18 protein-coding genes and 1 tRNA gene are annotated in these 16,221 nt (G+C 50.9%); 3 read left to right on the top strand and 16 right to left on the bottom strand.

Annotated elements, in window-relative coordinates; genetic code table 11:
- Window positions 1-344 precede the first annotated feature (344 nt).
- The 5 genes from C3938_RS17240 to C3938_RS17260 all read right to left on the bottom strand — a co-directional run bounded on the left by C3938_RS17240 (window position 345) and on the right by C3938_RS17260 (window position 5,099).
- The gene (locus tag C3938_RS17240; protein ID WP_105104432.1) at window positions 345-650 is read right to left on the bottom strand and encodes a BolA family protein; all 306 of its coding nucleotides are present in this window, start codon (window positions 648-650) and stop codon (window positions 345-347) included.
- A 19-nt stretch (window positions 651-669) separates the two neighbouring features.
- On the bottom strand, window positions 670-1,458 hold the full coding sequence (gene djlA, locus C3938_RS17245) for a co-chaperone DjlA (protein WP_105104433.1): 789 nt from the start codon (window positions 1,456-1,458) through the stop codon (window positions 670-672).
- A gap of 173 nt (window positions 1,459-1,631) precedes the next feature.
- Window positions 1,632-2,945, bottom strand: a complete 1,314-nt coding sequence (locus C3938_RS17250; protein WP_105104434.1) for a sodium ion-translocating decarboxylase subunit beta — start codon at window positions 2,943-2,945, stop codon at window positions 1,632-1,634.
- A gap of 11 nt (window positions 2,946-2,956) precedes the next feature.
- A complete protein-coding gene (gene oadA / locus C3938_RS17255) occupies window positions 2,957-4,747 on the bottom strand; it encodes a sodium-extruding oxaloacetate decarboxylase subunit alpha (protein WP_105104435.1) in 1,791 nt (596 codons plus the stop codon).
- Between the two features lie 103 nt (window positions 4,748-4,850).
- Complete coding sequence (locus C3938_RS17260; protein WP_105104436.1) at window positions 4,851-5,099, bottom strand: OadG family protein; 249 nt, start codon at window positions 5,097-5,099, stop codon at window positions 4,851-4,853.
- A gap of 369 nt (window positions 5,100-5,468) precedes the next feature.
- On the opposite strand from C3938_RS17260, the gene C3938_RS17265 reads away from it, so the two are divergent.
- The gene (locus C3938_RS17265; protein ID WP_105104596.1) at window positions 5,469-6,485 is read left to right on the top strand and encodes a tRNA dihydrouridine synthase; all 1,017 of its coding nucleotides are present in this window, start codon (window positions 5,469-5,471) and stop codon (window positions 6,483-6,485) included.
- Between the two features lie 228 nt (window positions 6,486-6,713).
- Window positions 6,714-6,790: transfer RNA gene (locus C3938_RS17270), tRNA-Arg, on the top strand.
- A gap of 335 nt (window positions 6,791-7,125) precedes the next feature.
- Here the strand turns inward: C3938_RS17270 and C3938_RS17275 are convergent.
- The 11 genes from C3938_RS17275 to C3938_RS17325 all read right to left on the bottom strand — a co-directional run bounded on the left by C3938_RS17275 (window position 7,126) and on the right by C3938_RS17325 (window position 14,816).
- A complete protein-coding gene (locus C3938_RS17275) occupies window positions 7,126-7,437 on the bottom strand; it encodes a cupin domain-containing protein (protein ID WP_105104437.1) in 312 nt (103 codons plus the stop codon).
- Between the two features lie 132 nt (window positions 7,438-7,569).
- Window positions 7,570-7,887, bottom strand: coding sequence for a tautomerase family protein (locus C3938_RS18120; protein WP_199775642.1), 318 nt, complete (start codon window positions 7,885-7,887; stop codon window positions 7,570-7,572).
- A 490-nt stretch (window positions 7,888-8,377) separates the two neighbouring features.
- The gene (locus C3938_RS17980; RefSeq protein ID WP_158681756.1) at window positions 8,378-8,746 is read right to left on the bottom strand and encodes a nuclear transport factor 2 family protein; all 369 of its coding nucleotides are present in this window, start codon (window positions 8,744-8,746) and stop codon (window positions 8,378-8,380) included.
- Between the two features lie 173 nt (window positions 8,747-8,919).
- A complete protein-coding gene (locus tag C3938_RS17290; protein ID WP_105103723.1) occupies window positions 8,920-9,798 on the bottom strand; it encodes an IS3 family transposase in 879 nt (292 codons plus the stop codon).
- Window positions 9,759-10,088, bottom strand: a complete 330-nt coding sequence (locus C3938_RS17295; protein WP_233998893.1) for a transposase — start codon at window positions 10,086-10,088, stop codon at window positions 9,759-9,761. Before C3938_RS17295 ends, C3938_RS17290 begins: the two co-directional genes overlap by 40 nt.
- Window positions 10,089-10,167: 79 nt before the next feature.
- Window positions 10,168-10,563, bottom strand: coding sequence for a ribonuclease E inhibitor RraB (locus tag C3938_RS17300; RefSeq protein ID WP_105104440.1), 396 nt, complete (start codon window positions 10,561-10,563; stop codon window positions 10,168-10,170).
- A 132-nt stretch (window positions 10,564-10,695) separates the two neighbouring features.
- Window positions 10,696-11,166, bottom strand: a complete 471-nt coding sequence (locus C3938_RS17305) for a hypothetical protein (RefSeq protein ID WP_105104441.1) — start codon at window positions 11,164-11,166, stop codon at window positions 10,696-10,698.
- A 124-nt stretch (window positions 11,167-11,290) separates the two neighbouring features.
- Window positions 11,291-12,055, bottom strand: coding sequence for a hypothetical protein (locus C3938_RS17310; RefSeq protein ID WP_158681757.1), 765 nt, complete (start codon window positions 12,053-12,055; stop codon window positions 11,291-11,293).
- The gene (locus C3938_RS17315) at window positions 12,056-12,478 is read right to left on the bottom strand and encodes a TonB family protein (protein ID WP_105104443.1); all 423 of its coding nucleotides are present in this window, start codon (window positions 12,476-12,478) and stop codon (window positions 12,056-12,058) included.
- Window positions 12,479-13,132: 654 nt separating this feature from the next.
- On the bottom strand, window positions 13,133-13,351 hold the full coding sequence (locus C3938_RS17320) for a hypothetical protein (RefSeq protein ID WP_105104444.1): 219 nt from the start codon (window positions 13,349-13,351) through the stop codon (window positions 13,133-13,135).
- A gap of 1,099 nt (window positions 13,352-14,450) precedes the next feature.
- Window positions 14,451-14,816 (bottom strand): hypothetical protein, encoded by a 366-nt coding sequence (locus C3938_RS17325; RefSeq protein ID WP_158681758.1) that lies wholly within the window; start codon window positions 14,814-14,816, stop codon window positions 14,451-14,453.
- 327 nt (window positions 14,817-15,143) lie between these two features.
- On the opposite strand from C3938_RS17325, the gene C3938_RS17330 reads away from it, so the two are divergent.
- Complete coding sequence (locus C3938_RS17330) at window positions 15,144-16,187, top strand: integron integrase (RefSeq protein ID WP_105104446.1); 1,044 nt, start codon at window positions 15,144-15,146, stop codon at window positions 16,185-16,187.
- The last annotated feature ends 34 nt before the right edge of the window (window positions 16,188-16,221 follow it).

Genomic DNA, 16,221 nt, shown 5'->3' on the forward strand with positions numbered 1-16,221 from the left:
AATGAAAGAAGTAAACGCCAGACGCAAAAAGCGTCGACAGAATCAGAGAACAATCCGAAGCAAGAATTAGCGCCAAAAAAGAGTGCTTAAACGCCAAATCGATGGTGTCGACATGTTTTTAGCGCCAGAACTCGAGATGCAGAAATGCATGGCGGGAAAAAATAGGAAAATTTCCGTCAGCCGTTCAGACGACATTCAGGTCGCAAATTCCGCCGGAGAAGAATGGTAAAGAAGTGTTGTCTCTGGATAAAAGACAGAAATTTTTACTTTCAGGAAAACGCTTTTTTCCCGGGAAGAAGACGCGAGCCGTGCACCGGCTCGCACACCATCAACGGAAGGTGGTATCAGACTTTGCTGCCGCCCAGGCACTGCGGGCTGGCTGGTGCTTGCCCCGCCCACTCATCCACAGTGTACAAGTGGAGCGCGAGCGCGTGGATAGGACCGGCCATTTCATCTGCCAGTACCGCGTATACCCTCTGATGTCGCTGTACCTTGCGTACTCCGGAGAAGGCATCGCTGACCAGCACCACACGGAAGTGCATTTCTGCTCCCGCGGGTACGTTGTGCATGTGGCTTTCGCATTCGACGTCGATATGGGACGGGGAGAATGCCTCGCTCAGTTTTCCCTGAATCTGCTGCGTCAGTGTCATTTCGAGTCTCCTGAATCAATTACACCTGATCCACCGTCGCCTGACGCTTGCGCGCAGCAACAATAGTGTCGTAAGCCACGGTGATACTCTTCATCTGGTCTTCAGCGTGACGCATAAACTCCTCTGGCAAACCCTTCGCGGCGATCTTGTCCGGGTGGAACTCCGCCGCCTTGCGACGGTACGCCAGCTTCAGCTCGCGATCGCTGACATCAGCGTTACAACCCAACACATCGTAATGGGCCTGCAAGGAATCCCCGCGACCAGCAGTGCCCCCATGTGCAAACTCATTGAACATCGCGTTAAAAATGGATGCATGTAAACCAAGCGTTTCAGGAATTCGCCGCAATATCTGCTCTTCCGCCGGGTGCAGTTCGCCATCGGCAAAGGCCACAGCAAACAACAGCCGATACACCATTTCCCGCATCGCCTGGTTGCGGATCAACTGACGGTACTGATTGGCGTAATCGTAAATGCTGAACTGATCGTCTTTGGCATTCCGGAATATCTTGATCGCCTGTTGACGATCTTCCGCGCTGAGACGCAGATTGTTGTTGATGAAGTCATCGACCAGTTGGATTTCCGCCTTGGAAACCTGGCCGTCCGCCTTGGCCATTTTGGCCAACATGGAAAACAGCGCAACGATAAAGACCGTCTGCGCACCATCGCGGTTAAGCGCTATCCCGGCCTCACTCAGTTTTTTCAGACCAGAACCAAAGGAGCTGCCGACCCAAGCACCCAACGCCGCGCCAATGGGGCCACCAAACATCATGCCGATACCGGCGCCGATACCTGCACCCAACCAAGACATAACCTCTCCTTCCAACACCCAGCTGGTGCCATCAAACGGACTAAAAAATGGCTGACATCTTAGCACGCCTCCTGCAATTGCCCTGCCCCCTTGATGACCAGTCGGTCTCTTCGCAATAACCAGACATGAAAAACCCCGCCGTAGCGGGGTGATCCACGCGAATCGAAGAGTGATCAGCCCGTCATGGTACGCACCATCGTGATCATCACCCCCGCCGCCACCGCAGAGCCAATAACCCCTGCGACATTCGGCCCCATGGCATGCATCAGCAGGAAATTGTGCGGGTTTGCCTCAAGCCCCAGTTTGTTGGATACCCGCGCAGCCATAGGCACAGCGGAGACCCCGGCGGAACCGATCAACGGGTTGATTTTGTTCTTGCTGAAGGTGTTCAGAAGTTTTGCCATCAGTACCCCGGCCGCGGTGCCAATGGCAAAAGCGGCGATACCCAGCGCCAGGATGCCCAGCGTCTTCGGATCAAGAAACTTGTCCGCTGCGAGCTTCGAGCCCACGGAGAGCCCCAGGAAAATGGTGGTGATATTGATCAGCGCATTCTGCGCGGTATCCGACAGGCGATTGACGACCCCACACTCACGCATCAGGTTACCGAAGCAGAACATACCGAGCAGCGGCGCCGCATCCGGCAGGAACAGTGCCACCAGGATCAACAGAACCAGCGGGAATACGATCTTCTCGCGCTTGCTCACAGGGCGCAGCTGCACCATCTCGATCCGCCGCTCCTGCTCCGTGGTCAACGCACGCATGATCGGCGGCTGGATCAGCGGTACCAGCGCCATGTAGGAATAGGCGGCCACGGCAATGGCTCCGAGCAGGTCTGGCGCCAGCAGGCTGGAAACGTAAATGGCGGTGGGACCATCGGCACCGCCAATGATACCAATGGCCGCGGCATCGGCGATGGAGAAATCCATAAGGCCAGCAGCAGACATGCCAACCGCACCCAGCACGGTGGCAAAAATACCGAACTGGGCCGCGGCGCCCAGAAACAGAGTGCGGGGATTCGCCAGCAGCGGACCGAAATCCGTCATGGCCCCCACACCCATAAAAATCACCAACGGCGCCACTCCGGAGGCGATGGCAACACTGTAAAAGTTGTACAGCATGCCATTGGAGAAGCCAGCGTCCGCGGCCACCTGCGCAGCGCGTTCATGAGCTGCGGCCGGTGCGTGATCCAGCGCCGCTTTCAGCCCTTCAATCGATTCGAACCCGGTAAGTCCGACGGCCTGCGCCAGTTGCGTCAGTACGCCGGCGTCGCCCGCATAAATTGCAGCCTCTACCGCGGGCGCGGCCAAATGGGCACCGGGAATGTTCGCGAGAATGCCACCAAAACCGATAGGTACCAGCAGCAGTGGCTCGAAATTCTTGCGGATAGCAAGGAACAGCAGCCCGAGGCACACAAGAATCATGATGAACTGCCCGGAAGTCACCTGATAGGCCCCGGACGAGAACCAGAGGTTGGCGAGATTATCCACTTCGGCCCCCGTTATGCGATGGTCAGGAGGGCATCGCCCACAGCTACGGAATCACCTTCCTTGATGCTGACACTGGTAACACTGCCAGTCCGAGGGGCACTGATTGCGGTTTCCATTTTCATGGCTTCCAGAATCACGATGTTCTGCCCTTCCGTTACCCGATCACCGGGTTTTACCAGAACCTTGAAAATGTTGCCGGCAAGTGGAGCCTTGACCGGAGAACCGGTGCCGGCGGCGGAAGGTGCCGGCGCACTGACGCCAGCAGCAGTACCACCATCAAGGCGCACCATGCCGGTGAGATCACCTCCGTCGCTCACGGTAACGGTGTAGCTCTCACCCTCAACGGAAACCGTGTACACGCTCTCGCCTTGATCGCTCTTCACTTCGTCGCCTTCTCTGCCTGTGGGTACAGGCTCGAATGCCGACGCATTACCACGATTTTTCAGGAATTTGAGACCGATCTGCGGAAACAGGGCGTAGGTTAATACGTCATCGATCTCGCCTTCGCCGCGGGCCAATGCGATAGAATCTTCCGCCGCCCTCTGCTGCAGCTCCGCCGCGAGATTGTCCAGCTCTGGAGACAGTAAGTCTGCCGGACGGCAGGTCACGGGGTCTGCCCCCTCTAGCACTCGGTCCTGAAGTTCTTTATTCACCTCCGCCGGGGTCGCACCATACTCCCCCTTGAGCACCGCCGCGGTCTCCTTGGAAATGGACTTGTAGCGCTCCCCGGTAAGCACGTTGAGTACCGCCTGCGTGCCCACGATCTGCGAGGTGGGGGTCACCAGCGGAATAAACCCCAGGTCCAGGCGCACGCGGGGGATTTCCTCCAGTACTTCATCGAGACGATCACCCGCCCCCTGCTCCCGCAACTGGTTTTCCATATTGGTAAGCATGCCGCCCGGTACCTGGGCCACCAGGATACGGGAGTCCACCCCCCGCAACGAACCTTCAAACTTCGCGTATTTCTTACGCACGCCACGGAAATACGCGGCAATTTCTTCCAGCAGATGAATGTCTAGCCCGGTATCGCGCTCGGTTCCTTCGAGAATCGCCACCACGGCCTCGGTGGGGCTGTGGCCGTAGGTCATGGACATCGAAGAGATCGCGGTGTCGATATTGTCGATGCCCGCCTCCACACACTTCAACGCAGTGGCCGTGGAGAGCCCTGTGGTGGCATGGCATTGCATGTGAATGGGGATATCCACGGCGGCCTTGAGTTTGCTCACCAGTTCGTAGCCCTCATAGGGGCGTAACAAACCGGCCATATCCTTGATCGCGATGGAGTCCGCCCCCATGTCCTCGATCTGGCGCCCGAGGTCCACCCACATATCCATGGTGTGTACCGGACTCACGGTATAGGAAATGGTGCCTTGCGCGTGTTTGCCCTGTTTCTTTACCGCCGCCAGTGCCGTCTTCAGATTTCGCATATCGTTCATGGCATCGAACACGCGGAAAACATCCACACCGTTGCTAGCGGCACGCTCCACAAATTTTTCTACGACGTCGTCCGCGTAATGGCGATAGCCGAGAATATTCTGGCCGCGGAACAGCATCTGTTGCGGCGTATTCGGCATGGCCTTTTTAAGCTCACGAATGCGCTCCCAGGGGTCTTCCCCCAGATAGCGAATACACGCATCAAACGTGGCTCCACCCCAGGATTCCAGAGACCAGAAACCGACTTTATCCAGCTTCTCCGCGATGGGCAGCATGTCATCCAGGCGCAGGCGGGTGGCGAATAGCGACTGGTGGGCGTCGCGCAGGACTACATCGGTAATCCCCAGTGGCTTTTTAACCTCAGTCATGGGTCGTCTCTCTCGGAAAATTGATCTTGGCAAATTGGAAACCTGAACGGCGGCGCGTTCACGACATCAATGATGTATTCGTCCTGCGACAAAGCCCCGCTTCTCAGCGGCGTTTGTTGCGGTGCTGTGCTATCGCCGCTTCAATGATTTTTCTGAGGCGCTTATCCGTGGAGGGATCATCGGGGGATGCTCCACTGACCGGCGTGGTCACAGGTTCAGGCTCGGGGAAAAAACGCGTTATTGCGCGGGACATGATGGAGGTACAAATCACAAGCAGCAGCAGAAATGTGAAAACGATTCCCATGCCGAACAGCGTGATATCAAGGCCTTGCTGTAACAGTGATTGCTGCACGTTCCCCTCTCGCGTCTTTGCTTATAAATCGGCTTGTTATTGCTATACGGTGAATCAAGCGGGCCACATTATCGGTACAAGATCCCTTAGAAATCAAACACTTATTAGTTACAGAAGCAACCAAGATTCAGCATAAAGCCGGTATTTTCGCTCATTTTCAATACCAGCTTCGACCAGGTGACTAAAGGCCCGCTATCCGTCAGGAACTGCCGGCAAATGGCGCAAACCAAGTACGGATTACGTACAATACGCGCCCACACCATTTTCATAGCAGGCCGCAACTCCGTCATGCCCCACCATCAACCCGCGACTGCCACCACCAATCGGACGCCCGTCCGCTCTCCGGCGCCCAAAATCTATCAGGCACCGATGGAAGGGGTCATCGACCACCACGTGCGCGCCCTGCTCTCCGCCATTGGCGGCATTGATGTCTGCGTGACCGAGTTTGTACGAGTTACCCATACCAGGCTTCCACGCAAGGTATTCGCCCGCTTTTGCCCGGAACTGGAACAGGGAGCGACAACTCCGAGCGGTACGCCAGTAAAACTGCAGCTGCTGGGAGGAAACCCGGAAACCATGGCATATAACGCCGCCCGCGCGGTGGAAGCCGGGGCCCGCGCCATCGACCTGAACTTCGGCTGCCCCGCCAAATCGGTAAACAACAGTGACGGCGGCGCCTGCCTGCTGCAGTCTCCTGCTCGAGTGGAGGGCATCATCGCCGCGGTGCGAAAAGCCCTGCCCAAAGAAATCCCGGTATCCGCAAAAATCCGCCTGGGCTATGAAGATCGCAGCAGCTATCTCGATAATGCCCGTGCTGCGGAGGCTGGCGGCGCATCGGAACTCGTCGTACACGCCCGCTCGAAAGTGGACGGCTATCGCCCGCCCGCTTACTGGGAATACATAGGGGAAATCCGTCAGCAGATTGGTATTCCCGTCGTCGCCAACGGTGATCTCTGGACGATGACCGAGTTCCAGCGTTGCCGTGATGTGACCGGCTGTGACGCCTTCATGTTTGGACGCAGCCTTCTGGCACGCCCGGATATCGGCCTGCAGATTCGCGCCTTGTGCGAAGGGCGGGAGTATCGCCCGCTGCAATGGCACCAGATCGTTGCCCACCTCTACAGCTACTACAGTGCCACCAAGGCCGAGTACCCCGCCAAATACCTGGGCAACAGGATCAAGCAATGGTTGGCCTACTTGAAACTCAGCTACCCCCAGGCAAACGTGTTTTTTGAACAGATTAAACGCCATCGGGAGCCGGAAATGCTGGAGAGCGCCTTCATGCAACACCTACAGCCCAATGACGCCGATACCCAGGACCACAAACCTTTTGCAGTCACCCATTGCAATAACCGGCAGTTGCACAACGAGCCCACAGCAGCCTGACAACATGCAGGGTTACGCAACTGGACAGACAGGGAAGCGACCTCAAAAAAGTGCTTGCAAAGGCGCCAACCTCACGGCAGAATGCGCGCCCTAACGAGCTGAAGCAGACCTTTCCGGCCTGACAGAAAGCTCGGTAACCTGCGGATTTTTAAAGAGTTTTTCCAAGAAATCTTTAAAAAACAGTTGACGAAGCCCAGGCAAGTCACTATAGTTCGCAACCACAACGACGCACTCGTAGCTCAGCTGGATAGAGTACTCGGCTACGAACCGAGCGGTCGGAGGTTCGAATCCTCCCGAGTGCGCCAAATTAAAAAGCCCGATTCGCAAGAGTCGGGCTTTTTTGCTTTAACGCCTCCCCATAACCAAGTCGCGCCCCCAAAGACCTGTTAATGGGAGCAGCAATCCCCGCCTGTGCGACCGACTGCTGCCGGGCAATACGTTAAATTCTCTTCAGAGATTGCAGGCCACTTACAACTATTGTGCTGATGCGGGTACAGGTATGTGACTAACGTCCAGGCTTACCTCGCGATTGAGCGGCAGCGGAGAGATGACAAGTACTCATCTCTCGGGCTACCTCACACCCATTCATTGAGCACCCCAGGTGACTACAACATCACACTCTGATTTACGCCCCCCCCTGTTACACGCTGCCCTCACTTTCAACCACGAGCACACGCACCTCTCCTCTTGGATGAGCCACATGCTCTGTGCCGACCGAGGCAAAAAATATATCCCCCGCCTCCAGAACAGCCACTTCTTCAGCGCCATTTAAGCGATAGTGCATATCTACTACACCATCTAAAACTACAAAGACTTCCTCTCCATCGTTTATGTGCCATTTGTATGGCTTATCCGTCCAGTGTAGTTTAGTGGTGATTCCTTGCATGTTTGCGATTTGCCTTGCTCCCCACGCACGATCCGCGGTGAAATTCTTGCTCTTTATAACTTCCATTTTTCAGGTACCTACCACTCTCTCAAAGCTTAATTTGCGTACACCGCTGCCCCGCGAAGGGCCTATGGCCCGTAGCCTGGCTGTCTGGCCTTGTATGTGTTTTGGCCACAACTAAAACCGCTATACCTGGCGCTACTTATTTTGCTGCTCTTTCCAGTCATCAGTTAGCATACCTGCATAGCCCCAATCCTCCTCTGCGATTTCCTGAAGCACGATATGAATATGCTCGGGCTTTTTACCAAGATTCCTGACTAGGGAAGCAGTGATATCTTCTACCAATCTCCTTTTCTGATCCCTGCTTGCACCTTTTGTAATTTGTAAGTTTACATACGGCATACTAAAAAACCTTACATTGAAACGAAGACTATGGCGGAAAAGATTAATTTCATACTGGTCTACACATAACGCCGCCCCTTTGCAGCGCATTGTTATGCGCTTACTGCGATACATGTATGAAAACGTACCTACCATCTGAACGGACAGACGAAACTGAGGTAACTCCAAATTTTCGAATTACCGAGATTCTCTCCCATTTCTCTGCACTCCCCATTTTCTTAGACTGTAGCTTCCACTTAGAATTTACAATCTCTAAAAGGTTTTTGTAATCCACCGCATCTAGCTCCAGCAAAAAACTTTCATTGTATCCTTGCCAAATATCCAAGAATTTAGGAGATCGCTTATGCTGGACAAGCGTATATGGCTTTAGCGGGGCATACCCCAGCGCTTGATCCAGTATCTGGCTCAATTCAGGCTTATTTGAGCAGCCAGATAAAAACAGCGCTAAAAGAAAAATTACGATGAATCTCACATTACGCATAACGCCGTGCTCAGCGACGGCTTACTTTATGCGCCTTTTGCGCGAAAATGGGAGCGCAGCGACCGCGCGAAAGGTGCATAAAGTAAGACGTCGGCTGCAGCACCTTGTTAGTTGCTTCGTGGCCTAGGACTTTCCGTAGCTGCAAACTCTGTTGACTTTTACACATTTTGCACTTCTAAATTCAGTGAAGTGGCAAAAATGAAATACTTTGCCTTTCTTATCTTGGACATACCCATTTACTGAGCCAGATTTTCCATGTGAAATTACGTGGTCAATTTTTACTAGAGTAACGTACTTTCCACAACTTTGAATATGAGCTCGGAGGTTATCTCCTTCCGTTACACTTCTATCCGCGAGCTCCCAGACAGCGCTTTCAGATAGAACCTCATCAAGAAACCCAAAATCGCCAGTTTCTAAAGCAATGACTATCTTCTCAACAAACTGATTCTTGGGAGAATTTCCGCAATCTTTACTTCCTTTGATTTCAACCACGCTTTAGATTCCTGGTTGCAACTAACGCCCGCAACAGGGGCGACCAATGCTATGCACGTTTTGTGCAAAACTGGGAGCGCAGCGACCCGCACAAAATGTGCATAGCGTTGGGCGTCCCGCGGAGGCCCGATGGGCCGGAGGGAACTTAACCCGCTTTTGCACACACCTAGTTGTTAGCAACTGATTTTACACTCGAATTCTTGAGGTGAAACATACCCAATAGACGAATGTGATCTCTGATTGTTGTAGTAGCGCATATATTCGGTCACTGTCGATCTTAACTGTTTATCAGAATCGAAGACCTGGCGCTTAATACGCTCTGTTTTAAATTGGTGAAAAAACGACTCCATGAATGCATTGTCATTCATGTTCTTCACCCGATTCATGCTCTGACTGATCCCATACCGACGTAGTCGCTCACGATATTGGCCTGACAGATACTCGCTACCACGGTCAGAGTGGAAGATCAGCTCCGGGTGATGCCCGCGGTTGCGTACCGCCCTATCTATGCTGGCCAGAGTCAGAGAAACATCTCTGCGAGCACTCAGCGACCAGGAGACCACTTTCCTACTGTAGCGATCCATGACTACCGATAGATACTGCCAGCTACCATCACTCAGCTTTATATAAGTAACATCACCCACCCAAAGCTGATTCGGACGCGTCAGTTCGATGCCCTCTATTTTGCACTTGATCCCGTAGACATGCTTGTACGTGCCCGGCCGAGCTGTATAGATCTTCGACTTTACGGCCAGAAGGCCGTGCTTTCGCATGATTCTAGCAACTCGCTTTTGACCGACATTTATACCTGTTTTCTTAAGCTCTTGGGTGATTTTCGGGCTGCCATAGCAGCCATCATGCCGATTGAAGATCGATCTAATATGCTCGAAAAGCTCGCTGTCTTCCTGCTCACGGTCAGAAGTACCCCGCCGGCGCCAGGAGTTATATCCATCCCGGGTAACACCATAGAGCCTGCACATCATAGCGATACTGTGCTTTACCCGGTGCTGATCTATGAATTCGAAGATTTCCCTTTTTGCTGTAAAGAGAATTGGATGGCTTTTTTTAAAAGGGCATGCTCTTCCTGGAGTAGGTTATGTGCCCGCTCCAGCTTTCTCAGCCGCTTCAGCTCTGATTTCACCTCAGGATCAATCTGTATGTTTTTCTTCTTGGCCATGATCTGCCCCCGTCGCATCTCCATACGCCAACGATAAAGCATCACTTCATGGATATCGAGCGCTTCAGCCACATGTCTGGCTAGCACACCAGGAATCTCGGTTAGCGAGACTGCTGTTGCTTTGAAATCATCGTCGTAGCGGTTGTAGTGCTTTCTGCGTGCCATTTGACACCTCCAACTCAGTTAGATGGAGGTGTGTGCAAAAGCGGGTTAGGTTCCGAGCAAATTGCCCGGCTTTGTTAAATTATTTGACTACTGGGGTTCCCCACCCATCGTACTCTGCTCCGGCATCTTCGGCGATTTTGAGCATGATTACATTTTCTTGGTCAATTTTTTCTAAACTCAGTAGAGTTTCTTTAACGAGATCACCGTAGAAGTACTCGACTCCTTGATGTTCACCTTTTCCAACATTTCTAATTTCATACCCCAGAGTTTTACCTGTTCCTGCTATATAGGCCAGACAATCATAGGTATAGCAATAGAAATGATGTTCGACCGGATGTAACTTGCTTAGATTTGAACCAGCCTTTTGCAAAGAATTTAATACATCTCTGTTTCCCTTTGTATTTGGTTGAAACTCCTCCGCAATACCAAGCGATGAAAAAAAAGAAATAATTGTTGTGAATACAAGCTTTCGCATGGCTGACTCGTAATTTAACGCCGCGATCAGCCGCAGCTTACTTTGTGTGCTTTTTGCACGAAAATGGGAGCGTAGCGACCGTGCAAAAAATGCACAAAGTAAGATGTCGGCTGCATTGCATTGTTATGCGCGCTACCCGTCGATTCTAACGTTTACTACAGAGCTATTTTCTATTTCAGCTGTAAACATATGGAGGTTGGCATCTTCAAGGCATTCAAATGATAACTCCCACTTACCATCTCTTTTTCCAAGTTTTGGTATTGTGAGTGAAACGAATAAGAAACTACTTTGAAAATCCTCGACTTTTATCGACCAATTTTCAGCCTCTTTGATTAAGCTTGGAGCTACAAGATTGAAATCATTGATATAGCTAGATTCAAAGGATTTGTAGAATTCCACCTGACTTTGAGATGGCCCTTCCGCACCAGCCAAAACGTTTACCGCTATTTCTTTATTTAGCGGCTTAAAAATAATATTAGCTTGCCAAAAATCGTCTTCATCTCCACAGACCTCTGCATCCATTTCACCAAATACTGGGTGAACTAAGTCCGGCTCTTGAGGAGCTGGCCTTAAAATTTCCTTTATTTTATCTACGATGCTCATTCATCTCACCGCATAACGCCCTGCGCAGGCGCAGCCAACGCGGAGCGCCTTTTGTGTTAATGTTTGAGCGACAGCGAGTAACACAAAAGGCGCGTAGTGTTGACTGTCGCTCTGCCGCAGTTTGTTATGCATTTTGGGGGAACCATGTGTTGTAAAAATTTACCCCGGAAAAAATACCACCTACTAAGTTGTTAAATTCGTGCTCACCATAGCTTGAGCAAACCGATTCAATGCTAATTATTTTTTGCTTTCCATTGAAGTCTGGTGGCATTTTTTTCCAAGATGAAATAACGCTATCTCTTGCAATAACGCCCCATACATCCGATATTGGATGGGTTTCTCCATTAATTCTTGTGCAAAGTTCAGTATTGCCGACAATTTTAGCTAATTCAGAATCGTAATTCCGATTGAGAATTGCAAAAAGCTTACCTGAAACTCGGTATTCAGACGTATGTGCTGAAATTGAACACGGATTAAGCATTTTATTAACTGATGCTTTAGCTAGTCCAAAACGACCTAGTTTTACTTCGATAGGAAGAACTTTATTATTCTTTAGGAGTACGCCCAGATCCAAAGTGGAAAATCCGTCAAAAATTACTGGGCTACCGACGAACTCCAATGGCAACTGTCTGTGAACAGACTGAATATTGCTCTCTTCAATCTCTAGAAAGTTGGCGAGAAGAGACTTATCTTCGTTAAAAATTCTCTCAAGTAATATTTCGCCAACGTGAGGAAAAACCTCTTCAATCATGCAATTCTCTCCTGATGCATAACGCCCAGCGCAGGCGCAGCCAGCGCGGAGCGCCTTTTGTGTTAATGTTTGAGCGACAGCGAGTAACGCAAAAGGTGCGTAGCGTTGGCTGTCGCTCTGCCGCTGATTGTTATGCACTTACTGCTTCCCAACCACCATGAAATGGAAGCTTATGATTGAGAAGTATCTATCAAAATCTTCCGATGAAAGATCTTTAATTTCTTTGAACGGCTGAGAAATTTTTACCGCAGCTAATGCGGAGTTATCAAGCTCTTCAAGTCCACTTGTTTCAGTCACTTTAGATTGTCTCACGCTGCCATCAGAATTAAACCTTAAGTTCATCTTGACCACCATGCCATTAGTGGCAGATTCAGGCTGCACCCAGTTACTTTCAATTTTCTTTTTTATCTCAACAGCTATATCAGTAATGTTTTTACTAATTTGCTCGTCGGAGTGTACAGATTTTGAATAATCGATAGCTTCCGACTCATTCTGCGTTTGAGCGCAACCAATACTCATCGCTGAAAGTAGGAAAACCACAATTTTTATACAAATATTCATGTTTTAAGCATTAAGAGTGGATCTACCAGAAACTATGCATAACGCCCAGCGCAGGCGCAGCCAACGCGGAGCGCCTTTTGTGTTAATGTTTGAGCGACAGCGAGTAACACAAAAGGCGCGTAGTGTTGGCTGTCGCTCTGCCGCTGCTTGTTAGTGTTTCGGGCCTCTGCCTGACTATATTTCGTGCACCCTAGTTCGAAGCAACCACTGACAAGAACGAACGGTTTAGCCCCTACAATACCTGAAAATACCCCGGTGCGGTGCCGCTAACTTGGCACACACTTTCGGGCTCTACCAAAATCGTGGGCGAAGCCGACGTTTAGCCTTTTGCGGCACGGCACAAATAGAGTTGCCGGAAACTGTGCTGAAGCCGAATTGCCAATGCTGAATAGTGGAACCACTATTTCACGTTGCCAATTCTGGCCACACCAGGTGCCGGAACCACCGTTTGTTGTACCGGACTTTCCGAAAGCCAAAACCACAAAATACCACCGCTGTCAAAAACACTAACGCCGCCGGCAGGGGCAGCTTACCTTGTGCGCGTTTTGCGCAAAACTGGGAGCGAAGCGACCTGCGCAAAAGGTGCACAAGGTAAGCTGTCCCGCGGAGGGCCGAAGGCCTGGAGCGAATTGCCCGGCCTTGTTATAAACCGAATTACGCTCGGGACTCAGCCTCTTTTACCAGATCGCGCTTAAACATTAAAACTACAACATAAATAAGGCCAAAAATAGGCACGATAGAAAATACCGCCCCAAGTACGGCAGCCAATGCAGGCGTTTCTGTTTTTCTTCTACCAAGGTAATAGCTGACAGTCGCAATAACTACTGCAAAGATGATTATGAACTGTCCGATTACTGTCAAAGGTATATTCATGGGGTGCTACTTTATTCTCGTTACTTGGGTTTATAACGCCCACGGCAGGGGCGGCTTACCTTATGCGCGTTTTGCGCGAAAATGGGAGCGAAGCGACCCGCGTGAAACGTGCATAAGGTAAGCCGTCCCGCGGAGGCCCGAAGGGCCGGAGCATCACTGCCCGTGATTGTTAATGTTGGGGCACTAAAAGCTACTTGGTACGTTTAAGACCAGCAAACCTGAAGCCACCAATAACTAACAAACGACTAGCGGCACGATTGGCTGTACCGTGCCACGCTTTCCCTGGAGCGGCTAAAAAGCCAAACGGGACTCCCCCACTACACTTCTTCCGGCGCCACCACCAAACCAAAAGAATGGAAACCACTGCCGCCTATTAAAACCAACCGTAAAATCCTGCTAGCGATTGCGTTTCTACAAGGCCGGAATCCGCCGAATCGCTAGTAAACTGCCCCCGAACTCTCGAAGGCGCCGGCATGTTGAACCTGAACATTAACGCCGCGCTCAGGCGCGGACAAGTTTGTGCGCTTTATGCGCAATAATGGGAGCAAAGCGACCGCGCATAAAGTGCACAAAGTTGGCCGTCGCTCTGCAGCGCCTTGTTACCTAAATGAACATGACGCTCTAAAAATGCTGCCAAGTACTACAGGCTCTGTGCGGCAACAAACCGTTCAAGTTGTGCGCCAAACTCCGTACTTTATACTGCTAACCGACTGCCTCGCGCTAATTCCTTGGAAGGAATAAGCCAAGGTTGATTGGCGCCTTTTGCCAATGAAGCTTGGCGGGCAGACAACCACTTTACACAAACTGCAATCCGCGAAGCGGTTTGCTGACGCGACACAGAACTTGCTACCCCCTTTATGCCCCTAGCTTTCCAACAGCCACGACTCGCAACGCCAAAAACAGATTACCAAGTACTGGCCATGCGATGAACTTTCAGAAATCCTCTTGGCAAGAAAGCCAATCTCTATCTAGCGCTAGGTAACGCCGCCAGCAGGGGCAGCTTACCTTGTGCGCATTTTGCGCAAAAATGGGAGCGAAGCGACCCGCGCAAAAGGTGCACAAGGTAAGCTGTCCCGCGGAGGGCCAAAGGCCCGTAGCTTTACTGCCTGGCTTTGTTATGCATGTTCCGAGCGCGATCTTTCGGAGTGAGGACTCTGGCTCCAGGATCTACTTTTATACCGCCAGTATTATCTAGCCACTTATCAAGAAACGAAAATGCTTTGGTATAACCTTCCCAGCCTTTGAAGTAGCCAAAGATCGCGGACAAAATATATACAAAGACCAGCACGTACAAAAATATTGTTTCGTGGCTGGCAAAGAAAAAATTACCAACCTCTTCTTTGTGGCTTGAGCCTCTAGCCGCAAATGCGAAGATGACCACATAGATAAAAATCAGAAACGTTACTGGAACAAACCCCAGCATAATTCCTCTGGCAATCTTCTCTGGTTTTGATGGTTGATACATGTACTACACCGATGCATAACAGTTTATTCAAAAGCCCAGTCTCTATATCACTGATCCAGCTATTTGCGGACCACTAAAAGCCATCCGGAAACAAAATTCCTATCCAAATCAAATAGATACAGAAAGCCCCCACAAGTTGAAGTAAACCTGATATATGGCACACGATCAATATATCTCTGAAAGACTGGAAATACGCCAAAATAAAACGCATGAATATCAATAGCTTGTGAAAATCTGACCACTTTTTGAACAACCGCTACTGATCTGGATATTGACACACGCCACCCCAGGAAAAATACTGTACATAAATCCAGTCTGGAGTGTGAAATGGACGATATTCGCCACAGTATTCCGGCTACTCCGGTTCGTTTTATCGATCAACTTCGTCAGCATATGCGCCAAAATGGACTGTCGTATCGAACAGAGCAAACCTACATACATTGGATCAAGAGGTTTATCCACTTTCATGGCCTCAAGCATCCCAAGAATTTGGGCCGCAGTGAAATCCAGTCGTACCTGAACCATATTTCGATCAACCGACGCTGCGCCATAAATACGCAACGTGTTGTATTGAATGCGCTGGTTTATTTATACAAGCGATTTTTCGACAGGGATACCGATGATCTCGACTTCAAGACTGCCAAGCAACCGCGCAAGCTACCTGTTGTGTACAGCCGCGAAGAAGTTGCCAGGATCCTCGCACAGCTGGATGGGGTTTACCGGCTCCAGGTTGCTTTGATGTATGGCACGGGTTTGAGAATTGCTGAACTGCTGTCTTTACGGGTTAAGGACATTGATTTTGGTAGTAACAATATCGTTGTACGTGGTGGCAAGGGCAATAAAGACCGGACAACGATTTTGCCGCAGGATCTGAAGGTTGAATTACAAGCACAGATTCGAAAAGTGGCGAGGTTGCACCAGCGCGATTTAGAGGATGGCTTCGGTGAGGTGTATTTGCCAGACGCGCTCGAGCGAAAGTATCCAAATGCGGCACGCCAGCTTACCTGGCAGTATCTATTTCCATCCAGCAATATCGGGGTAGATCCTCGCACCGGTGTCGAGCGCCGCCATCATATGCATCCCTCCACCCTGTCCCGCCAGATTCGACTTGCGGTGAAGCAGGCGCGAGTGCTCAAGCCAGCCAAAGCCCATGCCTTTCGCCACAGTTTCGCTACCCATCTGCTGGAAGCCGGGTACGATCTGCGCACGATCCAAGAGCTGTTGGGGCACTCGGATATCAGCACCACCGAGATCTACACCCATGTGATCAATCGTGGTGATAAGGGCGTATTGAGCCCAATGGATCGCTTGCCGTTGATAACAAATACTCAGGTTTCAGAGCCTGAAATTCTTTATCTCGCGGCAAGTTAAGTCGAGAACGATCGCGACCTATGGTGAAAATAAA

This window comes from Microbulbifer pacificus, assembly GCF_002959965.1.
GTDB classification, from domain to species: Bacteria; Pseudomonadota; Gammaproteobacteria; order Pseudomonadales; family Cellvibrionaceae; genus Microbulbifer; species Microbulbifer pacificus_A.